The organism is Variovorax sp. J2P1-31, from assembly GCF_030317215.1.
In the GTDB taxonomy this organism is placed as follows: domain Bacteria; phylum Pseudomonadota; class Gammaproteobacteria; order Burkholderiales; family Burkholderiaceae_C; genus Variovorax.
This window is the reverse complement of sequence record NZ_JASZYA010000004.1, coordinates 575765-592308: the sequence shown is the minus strand read 5'-3', so window position 1 is coordinate 592308 and position 16544 is coordinate 575765. Positions and strand designations below refer to the sequence as shown.

The 16544-nt window shown below is 69.6% G+C and carries 17 protein-coding genes; 8 read left to right on the top strand and 9 right to left on the bottom strand.

All coding sequences use genetic code 11. The features are described from left to right. Positions 1-7 precede the first annotated feature (7 nt). Together QTI20_RS28260 and QTI20_RS28255 are read right to left on the bottom strand one after the other, a co-directional pair. Positions 8-217, bottom strand: coding sequence for a zinc-finger domain-containing protein (locus tag QTI20_RS28260; RefSeq protein WP_183029072.1), 210 nt, complete (start codon positions 215-217; stop codon positions 8-10). Positions 218-219: 2 nt separating this feature from the next. Further along, positions 220-1158: a branched-chain amino acid transaminase gene (locus QTI20_RS28255; RefSeq protein WP_286554927.1), complete on the bottom strand. Its 939-nt coding sequence runs from the start codon at positions 1156-1158 to the stop codon at positions 220-222. Between the two features lie 118 nt (positions 1159-1276). Here QTI20_RS28255 and QTI20_RS28250 point away from each other — a divergent pair, with 118 nt between their 5' ends. Together QTI20_RS28250 and QTI20_RS28245 are read left to right on the top strand one after the other, a co-directional pair. Next, on the top strand, positions 1277-2251 hold the full coding sequence (locus QTI20_RS28250) for a recombination-associated protein RdgC (protein ID WP_286554929.1): 975 nt from the start codon (positions 1277-1279) through the stop codon (positions 2249-2251). Positions 2252-2253: 2 nt separating this feature from the next. Next, complete coding sequence (locus QTI20_RS28245) at positions 2254-3513, top strand: O-antigen ligase family protein (protein ID WP_286554930.1); 1260 nt, start codon at positions 2254-2256, stop codon at positions 3511-3513. Between the two features lie 9 nt (positions 3514-3522). On the opposite strand, the gene QTI20_RS28240 is transcribed toward QTI20_RS28245, so the two are convergent. Genes QTI20_RS28240 through radA form a run of 3 tightly spaced genes read right to left on the bottom strand, consistent with a single transcriptional unit; the run spans position 3523 to position 6916 of the window. Continuing rightward, positions 3523-3951 carry a glycerate kinase gene (locus QTI20_RS28240; RefSeq protein WP_286554932.1) on the bottom strand — a complete coding sequence of 143 codons (429 nt, stop codon included), beginning with the start codon at positions 3949-3951 and terminating at the stop codon, positions 3523-3525. A gap of 27 nt (positions 3952-3978) precedes the next feature. Beyond that, complete coding sequence (locus QTI20_RS28235; protein ID WP_286554933.1) at positions 3979-5496, bottom strand: BCCT family transporter; 1518 nt, start codon at positions 5494-5496, stop codon at positions 3979-3981. 25 nt (positions 5497-5521) lie between these two features. Then, on the bottom strand, positions 5522-6916 hold the full coding sequence (radA, locus tag QTI20_RS28230) for a DNA repair protein RadA (protein WP_183029077.1): 1395 nt from the start codon (positions 6914-6916) through the stop codon (positions 5522-5524). Between the two features lie 91 nt (positions 6917-7007). On the opposite strand from radA, the gene QTI20_RS28225 reads away from it, so the two are divergent. The 4 genes from QTI20_RS28225 to QTI20_RS28210 all read left to right on the top strand — a co-directional run bounded on the left by QTI20_RS28225 (position 7008) and on the right by QTI20_RS28210 (position 10895). Further along, complete coding sequence (locus QTI20_RS28225) at positions 7008-7826, top strand: aldolase/citrate lyase family protein (protein WP_286554936.1); 819 nt, start codon at positions 7008-7010, stop codon at positions 7824-7826. Between the two features lie 185 nt (positions 7827-8011). After that, positions 8012-9001: a Bug family tripartite tricarboxylate transporter substrate binding protein gene (locus tag QTI20_RS28220; RefSeq protein WP_286554937.1), complete on the top strand. Its 990-nt coding sequence runs from the start codon at positions 8012-8014 to the stop codon at positions 8999-9001. Between the two features lie 142 nt (positions 9002-9143). Next, entirely contained in the window at positions 9144-9887 is a 744-nt protein-coding gene (locus tag QTI20_RS28215) for a class II aldolase/adducin family protein (protein WP_286554939.1), read from the top strand. 21 nt (positions 9888-9908) lie between these two features. Continuing rightward, on the top strand, positions 9909-10895 hold the full coding sequence (locus QTI20_RS28210; RefSeq protein WP_286554941.1) for a 2-dehydropantoate 2-reductase: 987 nt from the start codon (positions 9909-9911) through the stop codon (positions 10893-10895). 9 nt (positions 10896-10904) lie between these two features. Here the strand turns inward: QTI20_RS28210 and alr are convergent, their stop codons facing one another. Next, on the bottom strand, positions 10905-12011 hold the full coding sequence (alr, locus tag QTI20_RS28205; RefSeq protein ID WP_286554943.1) for an alanine racemase: 1107 nt from the start codon (positions 12009-12011) through the stop codon (positions 10905-10907). Positions 12012-12187: 176 nt separating this feature from the next. Here alr and lplT point away from each other — a divergent pair, with 176 nt between their 5' ends. Further along, the gene (gene lplT / locus QTI20_RS28200; RefSeq protein WP_286554946.1) at positions 12188-13492 is read left to right on the top strand and encodes a lysophospholipid transporter LplT; all 1305 of its coding nucleotides are present in this window, start codon (positions 12188-12190) and stop codon (positions 13490-13492) included. A gap of 35 nt (positions 13493-13527) precedes the next feature. Then, positions 13528-14013 (top strand): glutathione peroxidase, encoded by a 486-nt coding sequence (locus QTI20_RS28195; protein ID WP_286554948.1) that lies wholly within the window; start codon positions 13528-13530, stop codon positions 14011-14013. 14 nt (positions 14014-14027) lie between these two features. Here QTI20_RS28195 and QTI20_RS28190 read toward each other — a convergent pair whose 3' ends face one another. The 3 genes from QTI20_RS28190 to QTI20_RS28180 form a co-directional block, all read right to left on the bottom strand. After that, entirely contained in the window at positions 14028-14459 is a 432-nt protein-coding gene (locus tag QTI20_RS28190; protein WP_286554951.1) for a carboxypeptidase regulatory-like domain-containing protein, read from the bottom strand. 111 nt (positions 14460-14570) lie between these two features. Continuing rightward, positions 14571-15380 (bottom strand): hypothetical protein, encoded by an 810-nt coding sequence (locus QTI20_RS28185; protein WP_286554952.1) that lies wholly within the window; start codon positions 15378-15380, stop codon positions 14571-14573. Positions 15381-15596: 216 nt separating this feature from the next. Beyond that, positions 15597-16478: a LysR family transcriptional regulator gene (locus tag QTI20_RS28180; RefSeq protein WP_286554955.1), complete on the bottom strand. Its 882-nt coding sequence runs from the start codon at positions 16476-16478 to the stop codon at positions 15597-15599. Positions 16479-16544 lie beyond the last annotated feature (66 nt).

Genomic DNA, 16544 nt, shown 5'->3' with positions numbered 1-16544 from the left:
GGCCGGATCAGTGGCCGTGGGCCACCGTTTCGCCGGCTTTGAGGCGGTACACCGTGCCGCAGTACGGGCACTTGGCTTCCCCGTTGCGGGCCACGTCGAGGTAGACCTTGGGGTGCCCGCTCCAGAGCTTCATGTCGGCCTTGGGGTTGGGGCAGAAGACGCCGCCCTGGTGGTTCAGGTCGGTGGCGAGCAGTTCGACGACAGCTTGGGTGGCCATGTTCAGACTTTCGTGAGCCAGTGGGCGTACTTGGGATTCTTGCCGTTCACGATGTCGAAGAAGGCCGCCTGGATCTTCTCGGTGACGGGGCCGCGCGAGCCGATGCCGATCTCGACCCGGTCGAGCTCGCGGATCGGCGTGACTTCGGCCGCGGTGCCGGTGAAGAAGGCCTCGTCGGCGATGTAGACCTCGTCGCGCGTGATGCGCTTCTGCACCAGCTCGATGCCGAGGTCCTTGCAGATGTGCAGGATGGTGTTGCGCGTGATGCCGTTGAGCGCGCCGGCCGACAGGTCGGGCGTGTAGACCACGCCGTCCTTGACCACGAACACGTTCTCGCCGGCACCTTCGGACACGAAGCCGCTGGCGTCCAGCAGCAGCGCCTCGTCGTAGCCGTCGTCCAGCGCTTCCATGTTGGCCAGGATCGAGTTGCTGTAGTTGCTGACCGCCTTGGCCTGCGTCATCGTGATGTTCACGTGGTGGCGGGTGTAGCTGGAGGTCTTCACGCGGATGCCGCGCTTCATGCCCTCTTCGCCCAGGTAGGCGCCCCAGGCCCAGGCCGCGACCATCGCGTGGATGGTGTTGCCGCGCGGGTTCACGCCCAGCTTCTCCGAGCCGATCCACACCAGCGGGCGCAGGTAGCAGCTCTCGAGATTGTTCTCGCGCACCACCTGGAGTTGCGCTTCGTTGAGCTCTTCCTTGGTGAAGGGCAGCTTCATGCGCAGGATCTTGGCGCTGTTGAACAGCCGGTCGGTGTGCTCCTGCAGGCGGAAGATCGCGGTGCCGCCCACGGTCTTGTAGGCGCGCACGCCTTCGAACGCGCCGCAACCGTAGTGCAGGGTGTGGCTGAGCACGTGGATCTTGGCATCGCGCCATTCCACCAGTCGGCCGTCCATCCAGATCTTGCCGTCACGGTCATCCAGCGAGGGGGGGAGCACGCTCATGTTGTTTGTCCTTTTGAAGCAACGGAAAGTCGCAAAAGCTTTCGATTTTACGATGGAGGCCGAAGCCGGCACCCCCACAATGGCCGGTTTTGCCAATCAGACCCCCAGGAAGGTTTCAGTGTCCGTATTCAAGAACGTCATCGTCTATCGCATCGAAGCGCCCTGGTCGCCGTCGCTCACCGACGCGGAGAACGCCCTGGCCGAACAGCGTTTCGTGCCCTGCGCCCCCTCCCAGGAGAAGTCGGCCGGCTGGGTCGAGCCCCGCGGCCAGGAGCACGGGCCGCTGGTCGAATCGGTGGGCGGCCAGTGGCTGCTCGAATTCATGATCGAGGCCAAGACCCTGCCGGGTTCGGTGGTGCGGCGCAAGGTCGACGAGCGCTGCGCGCAGATCGAGGCCACCACCGGCCGCAAGCCGGGCAAGAAGGAAAAGCGCGACCTCAAGGAAGACATCACGCACGAACTGCTGCCGATGGCCTTCACCCGCCATGCACGCGTCGCGGTCTGGATCGACCCCCAGGAACGCCGGCTGGTGATCAACGCCAGCAACGCGGCACGTGCCGACGAGATCGTGACCAGCCTGGTCAAGGCGCTCGAAGGCTTCGCCGTGACGCAGATCAACACCCAGATCGAGCCGGCCACCGCGATGTCGAACTGGCTCTCGAGCCAGGAAGCGCCGCCCGGCTTCACCATCGACCGCGAATGCGAGCTCAAGGCCACCGATGAATCGAAGTCGGTGGTGCGCTACGCCAAGCATGCGCTGGACATCGAGGAAGTGCGCCAGCACATCGCCGACGGCAAGCGCCCGACGCGGCTGGCCATGACCTGGGAAGACCGCGTGTCCTTCGAGCTCAGCGAGACCATGCAACTGCGCAAGATCGTGTTCATCGAAGGCACGGACGCGGCGCAGGACGGCAAGAAGGAAGACAACTTCGACGCCGACGCCGCGATCGCCACCGGCGAACTGGGCGAGATGGTGCCCGCGCTGCTCGAGGCGCTGGGCGGCGAGGCCGCCTTCACCGCCGCCGTGGCCGAGCCCGCGGCACCTGCCGTGGCGTCCGCAACGTCGGCCGAGGCCGACGACGCGCCCTTCTGAGCATGGCGTCCATTGCGAACCGGCTCCAGCCGGAACCGCCGTGGGGGCTGTGGCTGGTGCTGGGCGGCATGGCGATCGCCCCGCTGTCCACCAAGACTGCCGGGGCGGCCTGGATCCTCTTCTGCCTGGTCGGCGCCTGGGCCGCGCTGCGTCGGCCGCGCATCGACATCGCGCCGGGCGAGGACAGCGCCGCCCGCACCTGGCTGATCGCCTGCCTCATCGGCCTGGCCTTCGAGACGCTGGCCACGGCGATCTGGGGCGATCCCTGGGACGAACTCCATGCGCCGATCCGGCTGATGCTGGCGGCGGCCGCCACGCTGGGGCTGGTGCGGCGCTTCCGCTTCGGCGAGAACTTCCGCGACATCCTGGCGCACGCGCTGTCGCTGGGCTGCATCGCCGCGGCCGGGCTGGCGGCCTGGAAGGGCGACGACCGCAACAGCTACCCGACCAACGTGATCCCCTGGGCCGTGGCCGTGGGCTTCATGGTCTGCCTGCTGCTGCCCCGGACGCTGGACGCCACGCGGCCGCTGCGGATGCGCTTCGCCTGGATGGTGGCGTCGCTGGTCGGCATGGTGGCGGTGGTGCTGTCGCAGACGCGCGGCGCCTACGGCGTGGTGCTCTGGGCGGTGCTGTTCTACGGCGTGGCGATCCTGCGGCGCCGCAGCGTCACGCGCCACGGCGTGGGGCTGGGCATCGCGCTGGCGCTGGTGGTGGTGGCCGCCGGGGTGCTGCTGCCGCACGTGATCCAGACCTCGGCGCAACGCATCGAGCAGGCCGCGCATGAATTCGAGCTGGCGGCCGAAGCCCACAAGCCCGGCGACGGCGCCAACAGTTCGGTCGGCGCCCGCATCTACCTCTGGCAGATGGCCGTGCGCGGCTTCGAGAGTTCACCGCTGATCGGCATCGGCGGCGAAGAGCGCAAGCGGCGCATCAAGGCGCTGGGCGAGAAGACCCAGTCGCCGATGATCCTGAGCCTGGGCCACGTCCACAACCAGTACCTGCACGCGGCGATGGACCACGGCCTGCTGGGGCTGGCGGCCGTGCTGGCATGGATCGGCGGCCTGGCGCTGACGGTGCGCCGGCTGGGCCGCCAGGCGGCCGAGGCCCGCTGGCAGCTCGCGGGCGTGCTGTTCATGCACATGAGCGCGAGCCTGACCAACGTGAACTTCGCCCACACCTACTACGGGATCATGCTGTCGATGACGATCTCGCTGGTGCTGCTGAACGCGCGCAGGGAGCCGGTGGCACCCGCTGCCGCCTGAGCGCCTCGCTCAGTGCCCGCCGGCCGCGGCCTCGTCCTCGGCCGGCGGACGGGTCAGCGCCCAGCTCTGCAGCTTGCCGTTGAGGAAGATGCCTTCGACGTACGACAGGCCGCCGTCGGTCCAGCGGTAGGTCTCGGGCTGCTGCTCCTTGGGCGTCTTCAGTTCGCCCAGCGAGCGCGTCATGGCCACCACGTGCAGCAGCGTCACGCCCGGCTTGAGCTTGGCGTTGAGCATCACGGCGCTCGCGACATAGCCGATCGGCCGGTCGGAGGCGCGCTTGAGCACCGTCATCGTGCGTGTGAAGTGCAGCAGCAGGAACATCACGATGCCGCCGGTCACAACGGCCACGCCGGCCCAGCCGTAGCGGTAGAAGGCCAACACGAGGGCCGCCAGGCCGGTCAGCGGAACAAGGATTTTCTGAGAATTCATGGGCCGCATTGTCACCGCCCGCCCGGGCCGGCTTTTTCAATCACGCACGAACTCGCGCATCTTGCGGCGCAGCGCGCGCTCGCGCTTCTGCTCGGCTTCCCAGTCCTCGCGGATGGCCAGCGTGACCGAGACCGCCATCAGCACCAGCACCACCGAGAAGGGCAGCGCGAACACGATGGTCGCGGTCTGGATCGCCTTGAGGCCGCCGGCCAGCAGCAGGCTCAGCGCGATGGCCGCCACCAGCACGCCCCAGACCACCTTGACCCGGTTCGGCGGGTTGGGATTGCCGCCGGTGCTCATGGTGCCCAGCACCAGCGTCGCGGAATCGCCCGAGGTGACGAAGAACACGAACACCAGCACCGTCGCCACGCCCGACAGCACCAGGCCCATGGGCATGGCCTGGAACATCACGAACATGGTGGTCGACACGTTGGCCGTGACCGCCTCGGCCAGCGGCACGCCGTGGAAGATCTCCAGGTTCAGCGCGGTACCGCCGAAGATCGCGAACCAGACGAAGCCCACCAGGCTGGGCGCCAGCACCGTGCCCACCAGGAACTGGCGCACCGTGCGGCCGCGCGAGACGCGCGCGATGAACAGGCCCACGAAGGGCGACCAGGCCAGCCACCACGCCCAGTAGAAGATGGTCCAGTCGCCGACCCAGGAGTTCTCGCGGAAGGGCGACATGCGCAGGCTCATGCGCACGAACTCGCTGATGTAGGCGCCCAGCGTGTTGGTCAAGGTGTCGATGATGGCCACCGTGGGCCCGATGCACAGCACCACCAGCGCCAGCAGCCCGGCCAGCACCAGGTTGCCGATCGACAGCCATTTGACGCCACGGTCCACGCCGCTCACGGCCGAGGTGATGAACACCGCGGTCGTGACCACGATCACCAGCGACTGCACCAGCGGGCCGATGGGCAGGCCGAAGGCGGTGTGCAGCCCGCTGTTGATCTGCGTCGCGCCCATGCCCAGCGAGGCCGCGACGCCGAAGGCCGTGGCCACCACCGCGAGCACGTTGAAGGCCGGCGACAGCCGGCGCACGAAGGGCCAGGGCAAGGCCTCGGTGGCCGAGCTCACCAGCGGCAGCGCCTTGCGGCGGAAGGTGAAGAAGCTGATCGCGAGGCCGACGATGCCGTAGATCGCCCAGGGATGGAAACCCCAGTGGAAGAAGGCGTAGCGCATGGCCACGCCCGCGGCCTCGGGCGTGCCGGGCACGATGCCCGGCGGCGGCTTCACGTAGTGCGACACCGGCTCGGCGACGCCCCAGAAGACCAGGCCGATGCCCATGCCCGCGGCGAACAGCATCGCGAACCAGGCGCCGACCGAGAACTCGGGCTCCTCGTCCTCGTCGCCCAGCTTGAGGTCGCCGTAGCGGCTCACGGCCAGGAAGAAGGCCAGCACCACCAGCCCGAGCACGACCCAGAGATAGAACCAGCCGAAGCTGCGCGTGATGTCGGCCAGCAGCGAACTGAAGACGCGGTCGAGCGTGGCGGGCGACACCAGCCCCCAGAGCACGACGGCGGCGATGAGGCCGGCGGAGACGATGAGTTGCATGGTCGTTCCTTGGTGAATGCGGGGGTCAGTCGAGGCGGCGCACCACGTCCATCGCCTCTTCGATGCGCTCGACCGCGTGGATGGTCAGGCCCTCGATCTCCTTCGAGCCTTTCTTGGGCGCGTTGGCCTTGGGCACCACCGCCACGCTGAAGCCCAGCTTGGCGGCTTCCTTCAGCCGCTCCTGGCCGCGCGGCGCCGGCCGCACCTCGCCCGCCAGGCCGACCTCGCCGAAGGCGATGAAGCCCTTGGGCATGGGCTTGCCGCGCAAGCTGGAGGTGATGGCCAGCATCACGGCCAGGTCGGCCGCGGGCTCGCTGATGCGTACGCCGCCGACCGCGTTGACGAACACGTCCTGGTCCATGCAGGCCACGCCCGCATGGCGGTGCAGCACCGCCAGCAGCATCGCGAGCCGGTCGCGGTCCAGGCCCACCGACAGCCGCCGCGGGCTCGGCCCGCCGTTGTCGACCAGCGCCTGGATCTCGACCAGCATCGGCCGCGTGCCTTCGAGCGTGACCATCACCACGCTGCCCGGCACCGGCTCGGGATGCTGGCTCAGGAAGATCGCGCTGGGGTTGCTCACGCCCTTCAGGCCGCGCTCGGTCATGGCGAACACGCCGATCTCGTTGACCGCGCCGAAGCGGTTCTTGATCGCGCGCACCAGCCGGAAGCTCGAGTGCGTGTCGCCCTCGAAGTACAGCACCGTGTCGACCATGTGCTCGAGCACCCGCGGGCCGGCCAGCGCGCCCTCCTTGGTGACGTGGCCGACCAGCACGATGGCGGTGCCGCTGGCCTTGGCGAAGCGCGTGAGGTGGGCCGCGCACTCGCGCACCTGCGCCACCGAGCCGGGGGCCGAGGTGAGTTGGTCGGAGTAGACGGTCTGGATCGAGTCGATCACCGCGATCGCCGGGCGGTGCGCGTCGAGCGTGGCGATGATCTTCTCCAGCTGGATCTCGGGCAGCACCTGCACCTGCGAATGGTCCAGGCCCAGCCGGCGCGAGCGCAGCGCGACCTGCGCGCCGCTCTCCTCGCCCGAGACGTAGAGCGCGTTCTGCCCGGCGCGCTGCAGCGCGTCGACCGCCTGCAGCAGCAAGGTCGACTTGCCGATGCCCGGATCGCCGCCGATCAGCGTCACGCCGCCGGGCACGATGCCGCCGCCCAGCACGCGGTCGAGCTCGTCGATGCCGGTGGGGGTGCGGTCGACGTCGCTGGCCTCGATCTCCGACAGCACCGCCAGGTCGGCCGTGCCGCCCAGCGCCGCGAAGGGGGTGTTGAAGCGGTTGTTGGCGCTGGCGCCCGCCGGGGGCTGCGCCACCTGTTCGATCAGCGTGTTCCAGGCCCCGCAGCTGGGACATTTGCCCAGCCACTTGGCGCTGGTGCCGCCGCACTCGGTGCAGACGTAGATTGTTTTTTCCTTGGCCATCGGCAGAGTGTAGGCAGCGCACGGCTGCAGCTTTGGCGGGCGCATTCAATAATCGCCTTCCCCCGGACCTCCAACCCTGAAGAGACACGCCATGCACACACCGATCAATGCCTTCAAGAAAGCCATGCAGGAGGGCCAGCCGCAGATCGGCCTCTGGGTCGGGCTGTCCGACGGCTACGCGGCCGAGCTGCTGGCCGGGGTCGGCTACGACTGGCTGCTGATCGACGGCGAACACGCCCCCAACGACGTGCGCTCGGTGCTGGCCCAGCTGCAGGGCGTGTCCAGCGCCTGGGCCGCGCTGCCCCACCGCTCGCAGCCGATCGTGCGGCTGCCCCGCGGCGAGACGGCGCTGATCAAGCAGTACATGGACATCGGCGCCCAGACGCTGCTGATCCCGATGGTCGACACCGCCGAACAGGCGGCGCAGCTGGCGCAGGCGATGCGCTACCCGCCCGAAGGCATCCGCGGCATGGGCGCCGGGCTGGCGCGCGCCTCGCGCTGGCAGGCGCACCCCCACTACATCCACGAGGCCAACGCGCAGGCCTGCCTGCTGGTGCAGGCCGAAACGGCCGAAGCGATGCACAACCTCGACGCGATCGCGGCCACGCCCGGCGTCGACGGCGTGTTCATCGGCCCGGCCGACCTGTCGGCCTCGATGGGCTTCCCCGGCCGGCCCGACCACCCCGAGGTGCAGGCCGCGATCGCCGACGGCATCGCGCGCATCCTGAAGGCCGGCAAGGCGCCGGGCATCCTCTCGACCACCGAGGCGCAGGCGCGCAAGTGGCTGGCGGCCGGCGCGCTGTTCGTCGCGGTCGGCATCGACACGGCGGTGCTGACCACCGCGGCCCGGCAGCTGCTCGCGCTCTACAAGCCGAAGGACGCGGCCGCGCCGACCACGGCCGGCTACTGAAGCGGAAAGCGCGCAAAAAGCGCGCGAACGTGGCGTAAACGCGGGGGTACCGAAGGGTTCACAACTGGAAAAATGTGTGTCCCGCGCGCCCACGGAGGAATCCTTGCGCCGCAACCCCATCGGACGCGCACGCTTTTTTTCCCTGCCGTGGCGCGCCCCCGCTTCAACTTTCGGAGACAACCCGCATGAACTTCACCCGCCGCCATCTGCTGCAGACCACGGGCGCGTCGGCGCTGCTGGCCAGCATCGGCCAACAGGCCTTCGCCCAGGCCGGGCTCGAGACCACCACCTTCGTCACCGGCTTCGCGGCCGGCGGCACCTCCGACACCATCTGCCGTCGCCTGGCGCTGAAGATCAGCCCCGAGTTCGCGAAGGTCGCGGTGGTGGAGAACCGCACCGGCGCCGGTGGCCAGATCGCCATCACCTACGTCAAGGGCCGCCCGGCCGACGGCGGCACCATCCTGCAGACGCCGACGTCGATGCTGACGATCTACCCCCACATCTACAAGAAGCTGCCCTACGACCCGCAGGCCGACCTGGCGCCGGTGTCGCTGGGCTGCGTGTTCGACTTCGGCTTCGCGGTCGGCCCCTCGGTGCCGGCCAGCGTGAAGACCGTGCCCGAGTTCCTGGCCTGGGCCAAGGCCAACCCGGCCGGCGCCAACTTCGGCTCGCCCGCCGCCGGCTCCACGCCGCACTTCATCGGCGCGCTGCTGGGCAAGAGCGGCGACGTGGAGCTCAAGCACGCGGCCTACCGCGGCACGCAGCCCGCGATGCTCGACCTGCTGGGCGGCAACATCTCGGCGGTGTCGGGCCCGATCGGCGACATCACGCAGCACCTGCCCAGCGGCAAGGTGCGCATCCTGGGCGTCTCGGGCGCCAAGCGCAGCCGCTTCGCGCCCGACGTGCCGACCTTCGGCGAGCAGGGCATCAAGGACATGGCCCACAGCGAGTGGTTCGCCTTCTTCCTGCCGGCCAAGGCCACGCCCGAAGTCGTGGCGCGCCTCAACGCCGCGATGAAGACCGCGCTGGCCTCCAAGGACGTGGTCGACGGCCTGGGCACCTTCGGCCTCGAAGCCATGTCCTCGACGCCGGCCGAGCTGGCCGAGCTGATCAAGAAGGACACGGCGAAATGGGGCCCGATCGTCAAGCAGGTCGGCTTCACCGCAGAAGGTTGACCCACCCCCGAGCTGGCTCACTTCGTGTAGCCGACTCCCCCTCCGGGGGCAACACCAGCGGCCCGGCAAAGCCGGTTCCGCGGTGTTCCACGAACAACGTCGCCCGACATAGGCGGGCGCACATGAACCCTGAGGGGTGCAGATGAACCATCTCGACGAACGCGCGGCGCGCATCCAGCTCGCCGCGTGCTACCGCATCTTCGCGATGCTGGGCTGGACCGAGCTGATCTACAACCACATCACGGTCCGGCTGGCCGATGGGGCGGACGGGAGCAAGCAGTTCCTGATCAACCCCTTCGGCCTGCACTACAGCGAGGTCACGGCCAGCAACCTGGTCAAGATCGACCTGCAGGGCCGGGTGCTCGACGGGTCCACGCATCCGGTGAACCCCGCGGGCTTCACCGTGCATGCGGCGATCCACGACGGCCTGCCCGGCGCGCACTGCGTGATGCACACCCACACCGATTCGGGCATGGCCGTGGCCTGCGTCGAGGGCGGGCTGCAGCAGAGCAACTTCTACAGCGCGCAGCTGCACGGCCGCGTGGCGTACCACGACTTCGAGGGCATCACGGTGCATGCCGACGAAGGGCCGCGGCTGCTGCGCAGCATCGGCGACAAGCCGGCCGTGATCCTGCGCAACCACGGCCTGCTGGCCTGGGGCCGCACGCTGCCGCAGACCTTCGCTGTGCTCTGGACGCTGCAGCGCGCCTGCGACATCCAGCGCGCCACGCTGTCGATGGGCACGGGCCTGATGATCAGCGACGCGGTGGCGCGCGGCTGCGCGCGCGATGCGCTGCAGTTCCACTCGCCCGAGACCGGCGGGCAGGACATGTTCGACGCGCTGGTGCGCCAGGTCGACCGCATCGCTCCCGGCTACCGCGACTGAAGCTCTGGCACCATCGCGTCCATGAAAATCTGTATCTACGGCGCCGGCTCGATCGGCGGATGGATCGGCGCCGCCTTCGCGCAAGCGGGCGAGCGTCCCAACGTGGTGGCGCGCGGCGCCACGCTCGAGGCGCTGCAGCGCGACGGCCTGGTGCTGGTGCGTGGCGGCCAGCACACATCGGTCCCGGTGCATGCGGTGGCCGACCCGGCCGCGCTCGGCGTGCAGGACCTGGTGGTGATCGCCGTCAAGGCCCCGGCGCTGGCCGGCGTTGCGCAAGGCATCGCGCCGCTGCTGGGCCCCGACACCGTCGTGCTCACCGCCATGAACGGCGTGCCCTGGTGGTTCCTCGACGGCGGCTTCGGCGGCGAGCTCACGGGCCGCCGGCTGGCCGCGGTCGACCCCGACGGCGCCATCGCCGCCGCGATCCCCGCGCGCCACGTGGTCGGCGCGGTGGTGCACGCGAGCTGCTCGCTCGATGCGCCGGGCGTGGTGCGGCACCACTTCGGCAACGGCCTGATCGTGGGCGAGCCCTCGGGCCAGGCCAGCGAGCGCGTGCGCGCGCTGGTCGAACTGCTGGTGCGCGGCGGCATCGAGGCACGCGTCTCGCCGCAGATCCAGAAGGACGTCTGGTACAAGCTCTGGGGCAACATGACGGTCAACCCGATCAGCGCGCTGACCGGCGCCACCACGGACCGGGTGCTGGCCGACGACCTCGTGCGCGACTTCGTCTCGACCGTGATGCGCGAGGCCCAGGCCATCGGCACGCGCATCGGCCTGCCGATCGCCGAGACGCCCGAAGACCGCCATGCGGTGACGCGCAAGCTCGGCGCCTTCAAGACCTCGATGCTGCAGGACGTGGAAGCCGGCCGCGCGGTCGAACTCGATGCGCTGGTGGGCGCGGTGCGCGAGCTGGGTCAGCTGAGCGGCGTGCCCACGCCCTTCACCGATGCGCTGCTGGGGCTGGCGCGGCTGCAGGCACGCGGGCTGGGGCTGTACCCGGCCGCCTGAGGCGCGGCCTCAGCCTTCGTCCACCGCCACCGGCACGCGCGGGGCCACGGCGCACATCAGTTCGTAGCCCACGGTGCCCGCGGCATGCGCGACCTCGTCGATCGACAGCAGCGCGCCGCCGCTCGCGCGACCCCACAACGTGACCTCGCTGCCGAAGCCCGCGGGCCGGCCGGCCCGCAGCAGCGGGTCGAGGTCGACCATCACCATGTCCATGCTCACGCGCCCCACCAGGCGCGTGCGCACGCCATTCACCAGCACCGGCGTGCCGGTGGGCGCATGGCGCGGGTAGCCGTCCGCATAGCCGACGGCCGCGATGCCGATGGTCATGGGCGCGTCGGCCACGAAGGTCGAGCCGTAGCCCACGCTGGCGCCTGCCCGCAGCGCCTGCACGCCGATCAGCCGGGTCGAAAGCGTCATGCCCGGCTGCAGCTGCCAATGCTGCGCATCGTGCTCGGGGAAGTCGGGCGCGCTGCCGTAGAGCACGATGCCCGGGCGCACCCAGTCGGCGCGGGTCTCGGGCGCGTGGCGCAGCACGGCGGCGCTGTTGGCCACCGAGCGTTCGCCGGGCAGGTCCTGCGTGGCGTGCGCGAAGGCGGCCATCGCCTCGGCCACGCCGCGCGGGCCGTCGGCATCGCTGAAGTGGGTCATCAGCGAGATCTCGTCGACCTGCGGCAGCGCGTTGAGCCGGGTCCAGGCCGAGCGGAAGCGTTCGGGCGTGAAGCCCAGCCGGTTCATGCCCGAGTTCATCTTGAGGAACACGCGCTGCGGCACCTGCGTCTTGTGGGCCGCGAGCATGTCGATCTGCGCGTCGCAATGCACCGCATGCCAGAGGTCCAGGCGCGAGCACAGCTCGAGGTCGCGCGCCTCGAACACGCCTTCGAGCAGCAGCACCGGCCCGCGCCAGCCGAGCGCACGCACGCGCGCGGCCTCGGCCAGGTCGAGCAGCGCGAAGCCGTCGGCGGCGCGGAAGGCGTCGAAGACCCGCTCGATTCCGTGCCCATAGGCATCGGCCTTGACGACGGCCCAGACCCGCGCATCGAGTGCATTGCGGCGCACGCGCGCCAGGTTGTGGCGCAGGGCGTCGAGGTGGATGGTGGCGAGGATCGGGCGGGGCACGAAAAACTGAACCTTTCTGACGCGGAGGAAACCCATGGAAACACCGAGGGACATGGGCCCCGGCGCACCATTTTGGCATCGCACCCCCATGCTATAACCGCGCATTCGCCTGTGAGCGAAGCCTTTCTTCTACCGCCCTAACCAAGTCGCCAGCCCCCTGGCCAGCCAGCCCATCGATGAAGCGCGGTTTCTACACCATCATGTCGGCCCAGTTCTTTTCGTCACTGGCCGACAACGCGCTTTTCGTGACGGCCGTCGAACTGATGCGCACCTCGGGCGCACCCGAGTGGCAGCGCGCGGCGCTGGTCCCGATCTTCACGCTGTTCTACGTGGCACTCGCGCCGCTGGTGGGCGCCTTCGCCGACGCCTTCCCCAAGGGCCGGGTGATGTTCATCAGCAATGCGATCAAGGTGGTCGGCTGCCTGATGATGCTGTTCGGCTCGCACCCGCTGCTGGCCTACGCCATCGTGGGCCTGGGCGCGGCGGCCTACTCGCCGGCCAAGTACGGCATCCTCACCGAACTGCTGCCGGCCTCGCAGCTGGTCAAGGCCAACGGCTGGATCGAGGGCCTGACCATCGCCTCGATCATCCTGGGCATCGTGCTGGGCGGCGTGCTGGTCGGCCATGCGGTCTCGAGCCACCTGCTGGCGATCGACCTGCCCTTCATCGACACCGGCATCGAGACCGCGCCCGAAGCGGCGATCGCCGCGCTGATCTTCGTCTACATCCTGGCCGCCTGGTTCAACACCCGCATCCCGCACACCGGCGTCGAGATGCGGCCGCTGCGCGCCAACGCGCAGCACAGCTTCGCGCGCAACATGGTCGCGCTGCTGCCCGATTTCTGGCATTGCAACGCGCGCCTGTGGCGCGACAAGCTGGGCCAGATCTCGCTGGCCACCACCACCCTCTTCTGGGGCGCGGGCGGCAACCTCAAGTACATCGTGCTGGCCTGGGCCTCGCTGGCGCTGGGCTACAGCACCGCGCAGGCCTCGTCGCTGACCGGCGTGGTGGCCATCGGGACCGCGGTCGGTGCGGTGGTGGCCTCGATCAAGATGCGGCTGGACATGGCGACACGCGTGATCCCGATGGGCATCGGCATGGGCCTGCTGGTGATCGGCATGAACTTCATCGACAACATCTGGGTCGCGGTGCCCTTCCTGATCCTGCTGGGGGGGCTGGGCGGCTTCCTGGTGGTGCCGATGAACGCCCTGCTGCAGCACCGCGGCCACAACCTGATGGGCGCCGGCCGCTCGATCGCGGTGCAGAACTTCAACGAACAGGCCTGCATCCTGGTGCTCGGCGCCTTCTACAGCGCCTGCACCGGGCTGGGCCTGTCGGCCTACTCGGCGATCACGGCCTTCGGCGTGGTGGTGGCGGGCTTCATGTGGCTCATCAAGCGCTGGCACGAGAACAACCTGCGCAAGTACCCCGAAGAGGTCGAGCACCTGCTGAACATCGCGCGCAGCGACAAGCACCACTAGGGCATCGATTCGAGCCCGCCCCACCGGAACACCGCATGACCACCGTCTACGACTTCGAAGCCCAACGCATCGACGGCCAGCCGGTGGCGCTCGGCGCCTACCGCGGCCAGGTGCTGCTGATCGTCAACACCGCGAGCCAGTGCGGCTTCACGCCACAGTTCGCCGGCCTCGAGGCGCTGCACCAGCAGTATGCGAAGGAGGGCCTGATCGTGCTGGGTTTCCCGTCGAACCAGTTCGGCTCGCAGGACCCGGGCAGCAACGAGGAGATCGGGGCCTTCTGCACGAAGAACTACGGCGTGAGCTTCCCGATGATGGAGAAGATCGACGTCAACGGCGCCCATGCGGCGCCGCTGTACCGCTGGCTCACGAAGGAAAAGCCGGGGCTGCTGGGCAGCACCGCCATCAAGTGGAACTTCACCAAGTTCCTGGTGGGCCGCGACGGCCAGGTGCTCAAGCGCTATGCGCCGCTCGACAAGCCGGCCTCGCTGGCCCAGGACATCGAGAAGGCGCTCGCGGGCTGAGGCCCGCGGCCCCCTCAGCCCTTGCCGCCGAAGCGGAAATCCGCGGTCTTGTTGCCGGTGCCGACCGTGACGGACTGCTGCTTCACTTCGCCCTCCGCCTCCGCGTGGACCACGTAGCGGCCGGCCGGCAGGTCGATCAGGCAGACCGGGCCGCCGGCGCGCAGGGCCAGCACCGGGCGGCCGTCGGTGCCCTCGATGCGCACCCGCACCTCGGCCACATAGGCGCCGTCGGCGCGCGCGAACAGCAGCGACAGCGGATGGTCCTTCATCGCGGCCCGGAAGGCCGTCGATTCGTCCAGCCCGATGCCGCCGCAGGCGTAGCGCGCGGCGCCCTCGCCGCGCATCGGCGGCAACGGACCCGCCGGCTGGGCCAGGGCGACAGTCGAAAGGGACAGTGCGGCGCAGGCCATCAGCCCACGGCGCAGGTGCAAGGCGAGAGAAGTCATGACGAAACTCCAACAACAGGGTGAACGCATGCGATGTTCGCCCACCGCCGAGGCCCGCCGCGTCGGCGCACGGCGCATTCGGCCGTGCGCCGAATCGTCCTGGGCGCCCGCTCAGGAAAGCGTCACCAGGCTCTGAAAGCCATGGCCGACCCGTGCCCGGCTCGCCATGCGCAGGACCGCCGAGCCCAGCGCGGGCCGACCGGCCTCGGGCGGGACCGCCGCGAGCCGGACCGCCCCATCCTCCAGCGACTGGATCTGCCAGGCGGCGGGCGTCTGCAGGGCCAGCAGGTGCCGCACGCGGCTCACGCCCTCCTGGAGCGCCGAGGCGGAGATGGCGCGCGAGGGTGGCGCCAGCATGGTGTTCAACCAGCTCCGCGAGAGGCTGCGGCCCAGGTTGTGGAACAGCTCCAGCGCCAGCTCGAAATGGAAGATGGACAGCGACATCGGCAAGGCCTCGCCGATCTGGACCGTCCGGGCGGCCGGCCGAAAGCGGAATTCGCCCCAGTTCAGCGAGGTCTGCTGCGGATGGGGCCCGTGCGCCCACATGAAGTCCGAGATTTCGAGGTACAGCTCGCAAAAACGCGGCTGCAGCGGCATCACATGGTCGGCGGCGACCGTGGGCGCCTGCGCCACGCGCCGGACGGCCACGGGCTTGACGGCCAGCAGCAGGGGCACCGTGTCGTCCAGGCAGGCGCGCACCTCGCGCACCGTCTGTTCGATCGCCTCGTCGCCCGACGCGCATCCCAGGTAGGCCATCGCGAAGGGACGCTCGGTGGCGTCCACCTCCTGCATTTCCTCGATGCTGGCAAAGACGTAGGGCGCGTGGCCCGTGGCCCGGATCACGCGGCGCGCATGCTCGCGGCCACGCAGATCCGGATCGAGGATCGCGATGCGCTGCCGCCGAAAAAGCTTGGATTGCATAGTGAACTCCTGCACAGCCCGGACCTCCTCAGACCCGTTGCCGCAGGGCTGCATGACAGATGGCGCGGCATGCTCAGACTTTAGTTTTAGGCCGCGCGCAGCGTTAGTCGGATCGGGAACTGCCGATATGCAATTCGTGCAGCGATGGAAGAACCGTCCACATCCGGGTGCGCCGTGCGCCTGAACCGTGCCCGCGCCGGGCCGGAGGCCTGGGGCCTACCAGCGCGGCGTGCGGTAGTGTTCGGCCGCGTAGTCGACCAGCGCGCGCACCTTAGGCGACAGGTGGCGGCTCTGCGGATAGAGGGCGCTCAGCGTCAGGGGCGGTTGCCGGTAGTCGCCCAGCACGCGCACCAGCTCGCCGCGCGCGACCTCGCGGTGCACCAGAAAGGCCGGCGACAGGGCCAGGCCCAGGCCCGCCATGGCCGCGGCGCGCAGCGCGATGCCGCTGTTGGCCTGCAGGCTGCCCCGGACCGTGACGCTGTGGCCGGCGCCGTCGGGCCCGATGAAATGCGGCTGGGTGGCCTTCTGCATCAGCGAATAGACCAGGCAGTTGTGCGCGGCCAGGTCGGCCGGCACCTGCGGCGTGCCGTGCCGCCGCAGGTAGCCGGGCGTGGCGACCCACCACTCGTCGCAGACCGCGAGGCGTTTCACCACCAGCGTCGAGTCCGACAGCTGGTAGGCGAGCCGCAGCGCGACGTCGAAGCCTTCCTCGATCAGGTCGACGAAGCGGTCGTTGCAGACCAGGTCCACCGAGACCCCGGGATGGGCGGCCAGGAAGGCCGGCAGCCAGAGCGAGAGCTCCTCCAGCCCGAAGGACATCGGCGCATTGATGCGCAGCACCCCCGAGGGCTTGCCCTGGTGCTGCGTGACCGCGAACGCGGCCTGCTCGAGCTGGTCGAGGATCTGCTGGCTGTGCGCGTAGTAGGTCTGGCCCGCCTCGGTGAGCGCGAAGCGCCGCGTCGTGCGGTTGAGCAGCTGCACGCCCAGCAGGGCCTCGAGCTGCTGCACCTGGCGCGAGACCGCCGTGTGGGAAATCTGCAGCTGCGCCGCCGCGGCGGAGAAGCCCTGGGTCTCCACCACGGCGCGAAAGGATTTCATGGCGGCGAGTTGGTCCATCCGCGCATTCTCATGGACCTTTGGCCGCGCGATGCCGCAAAGACGAGG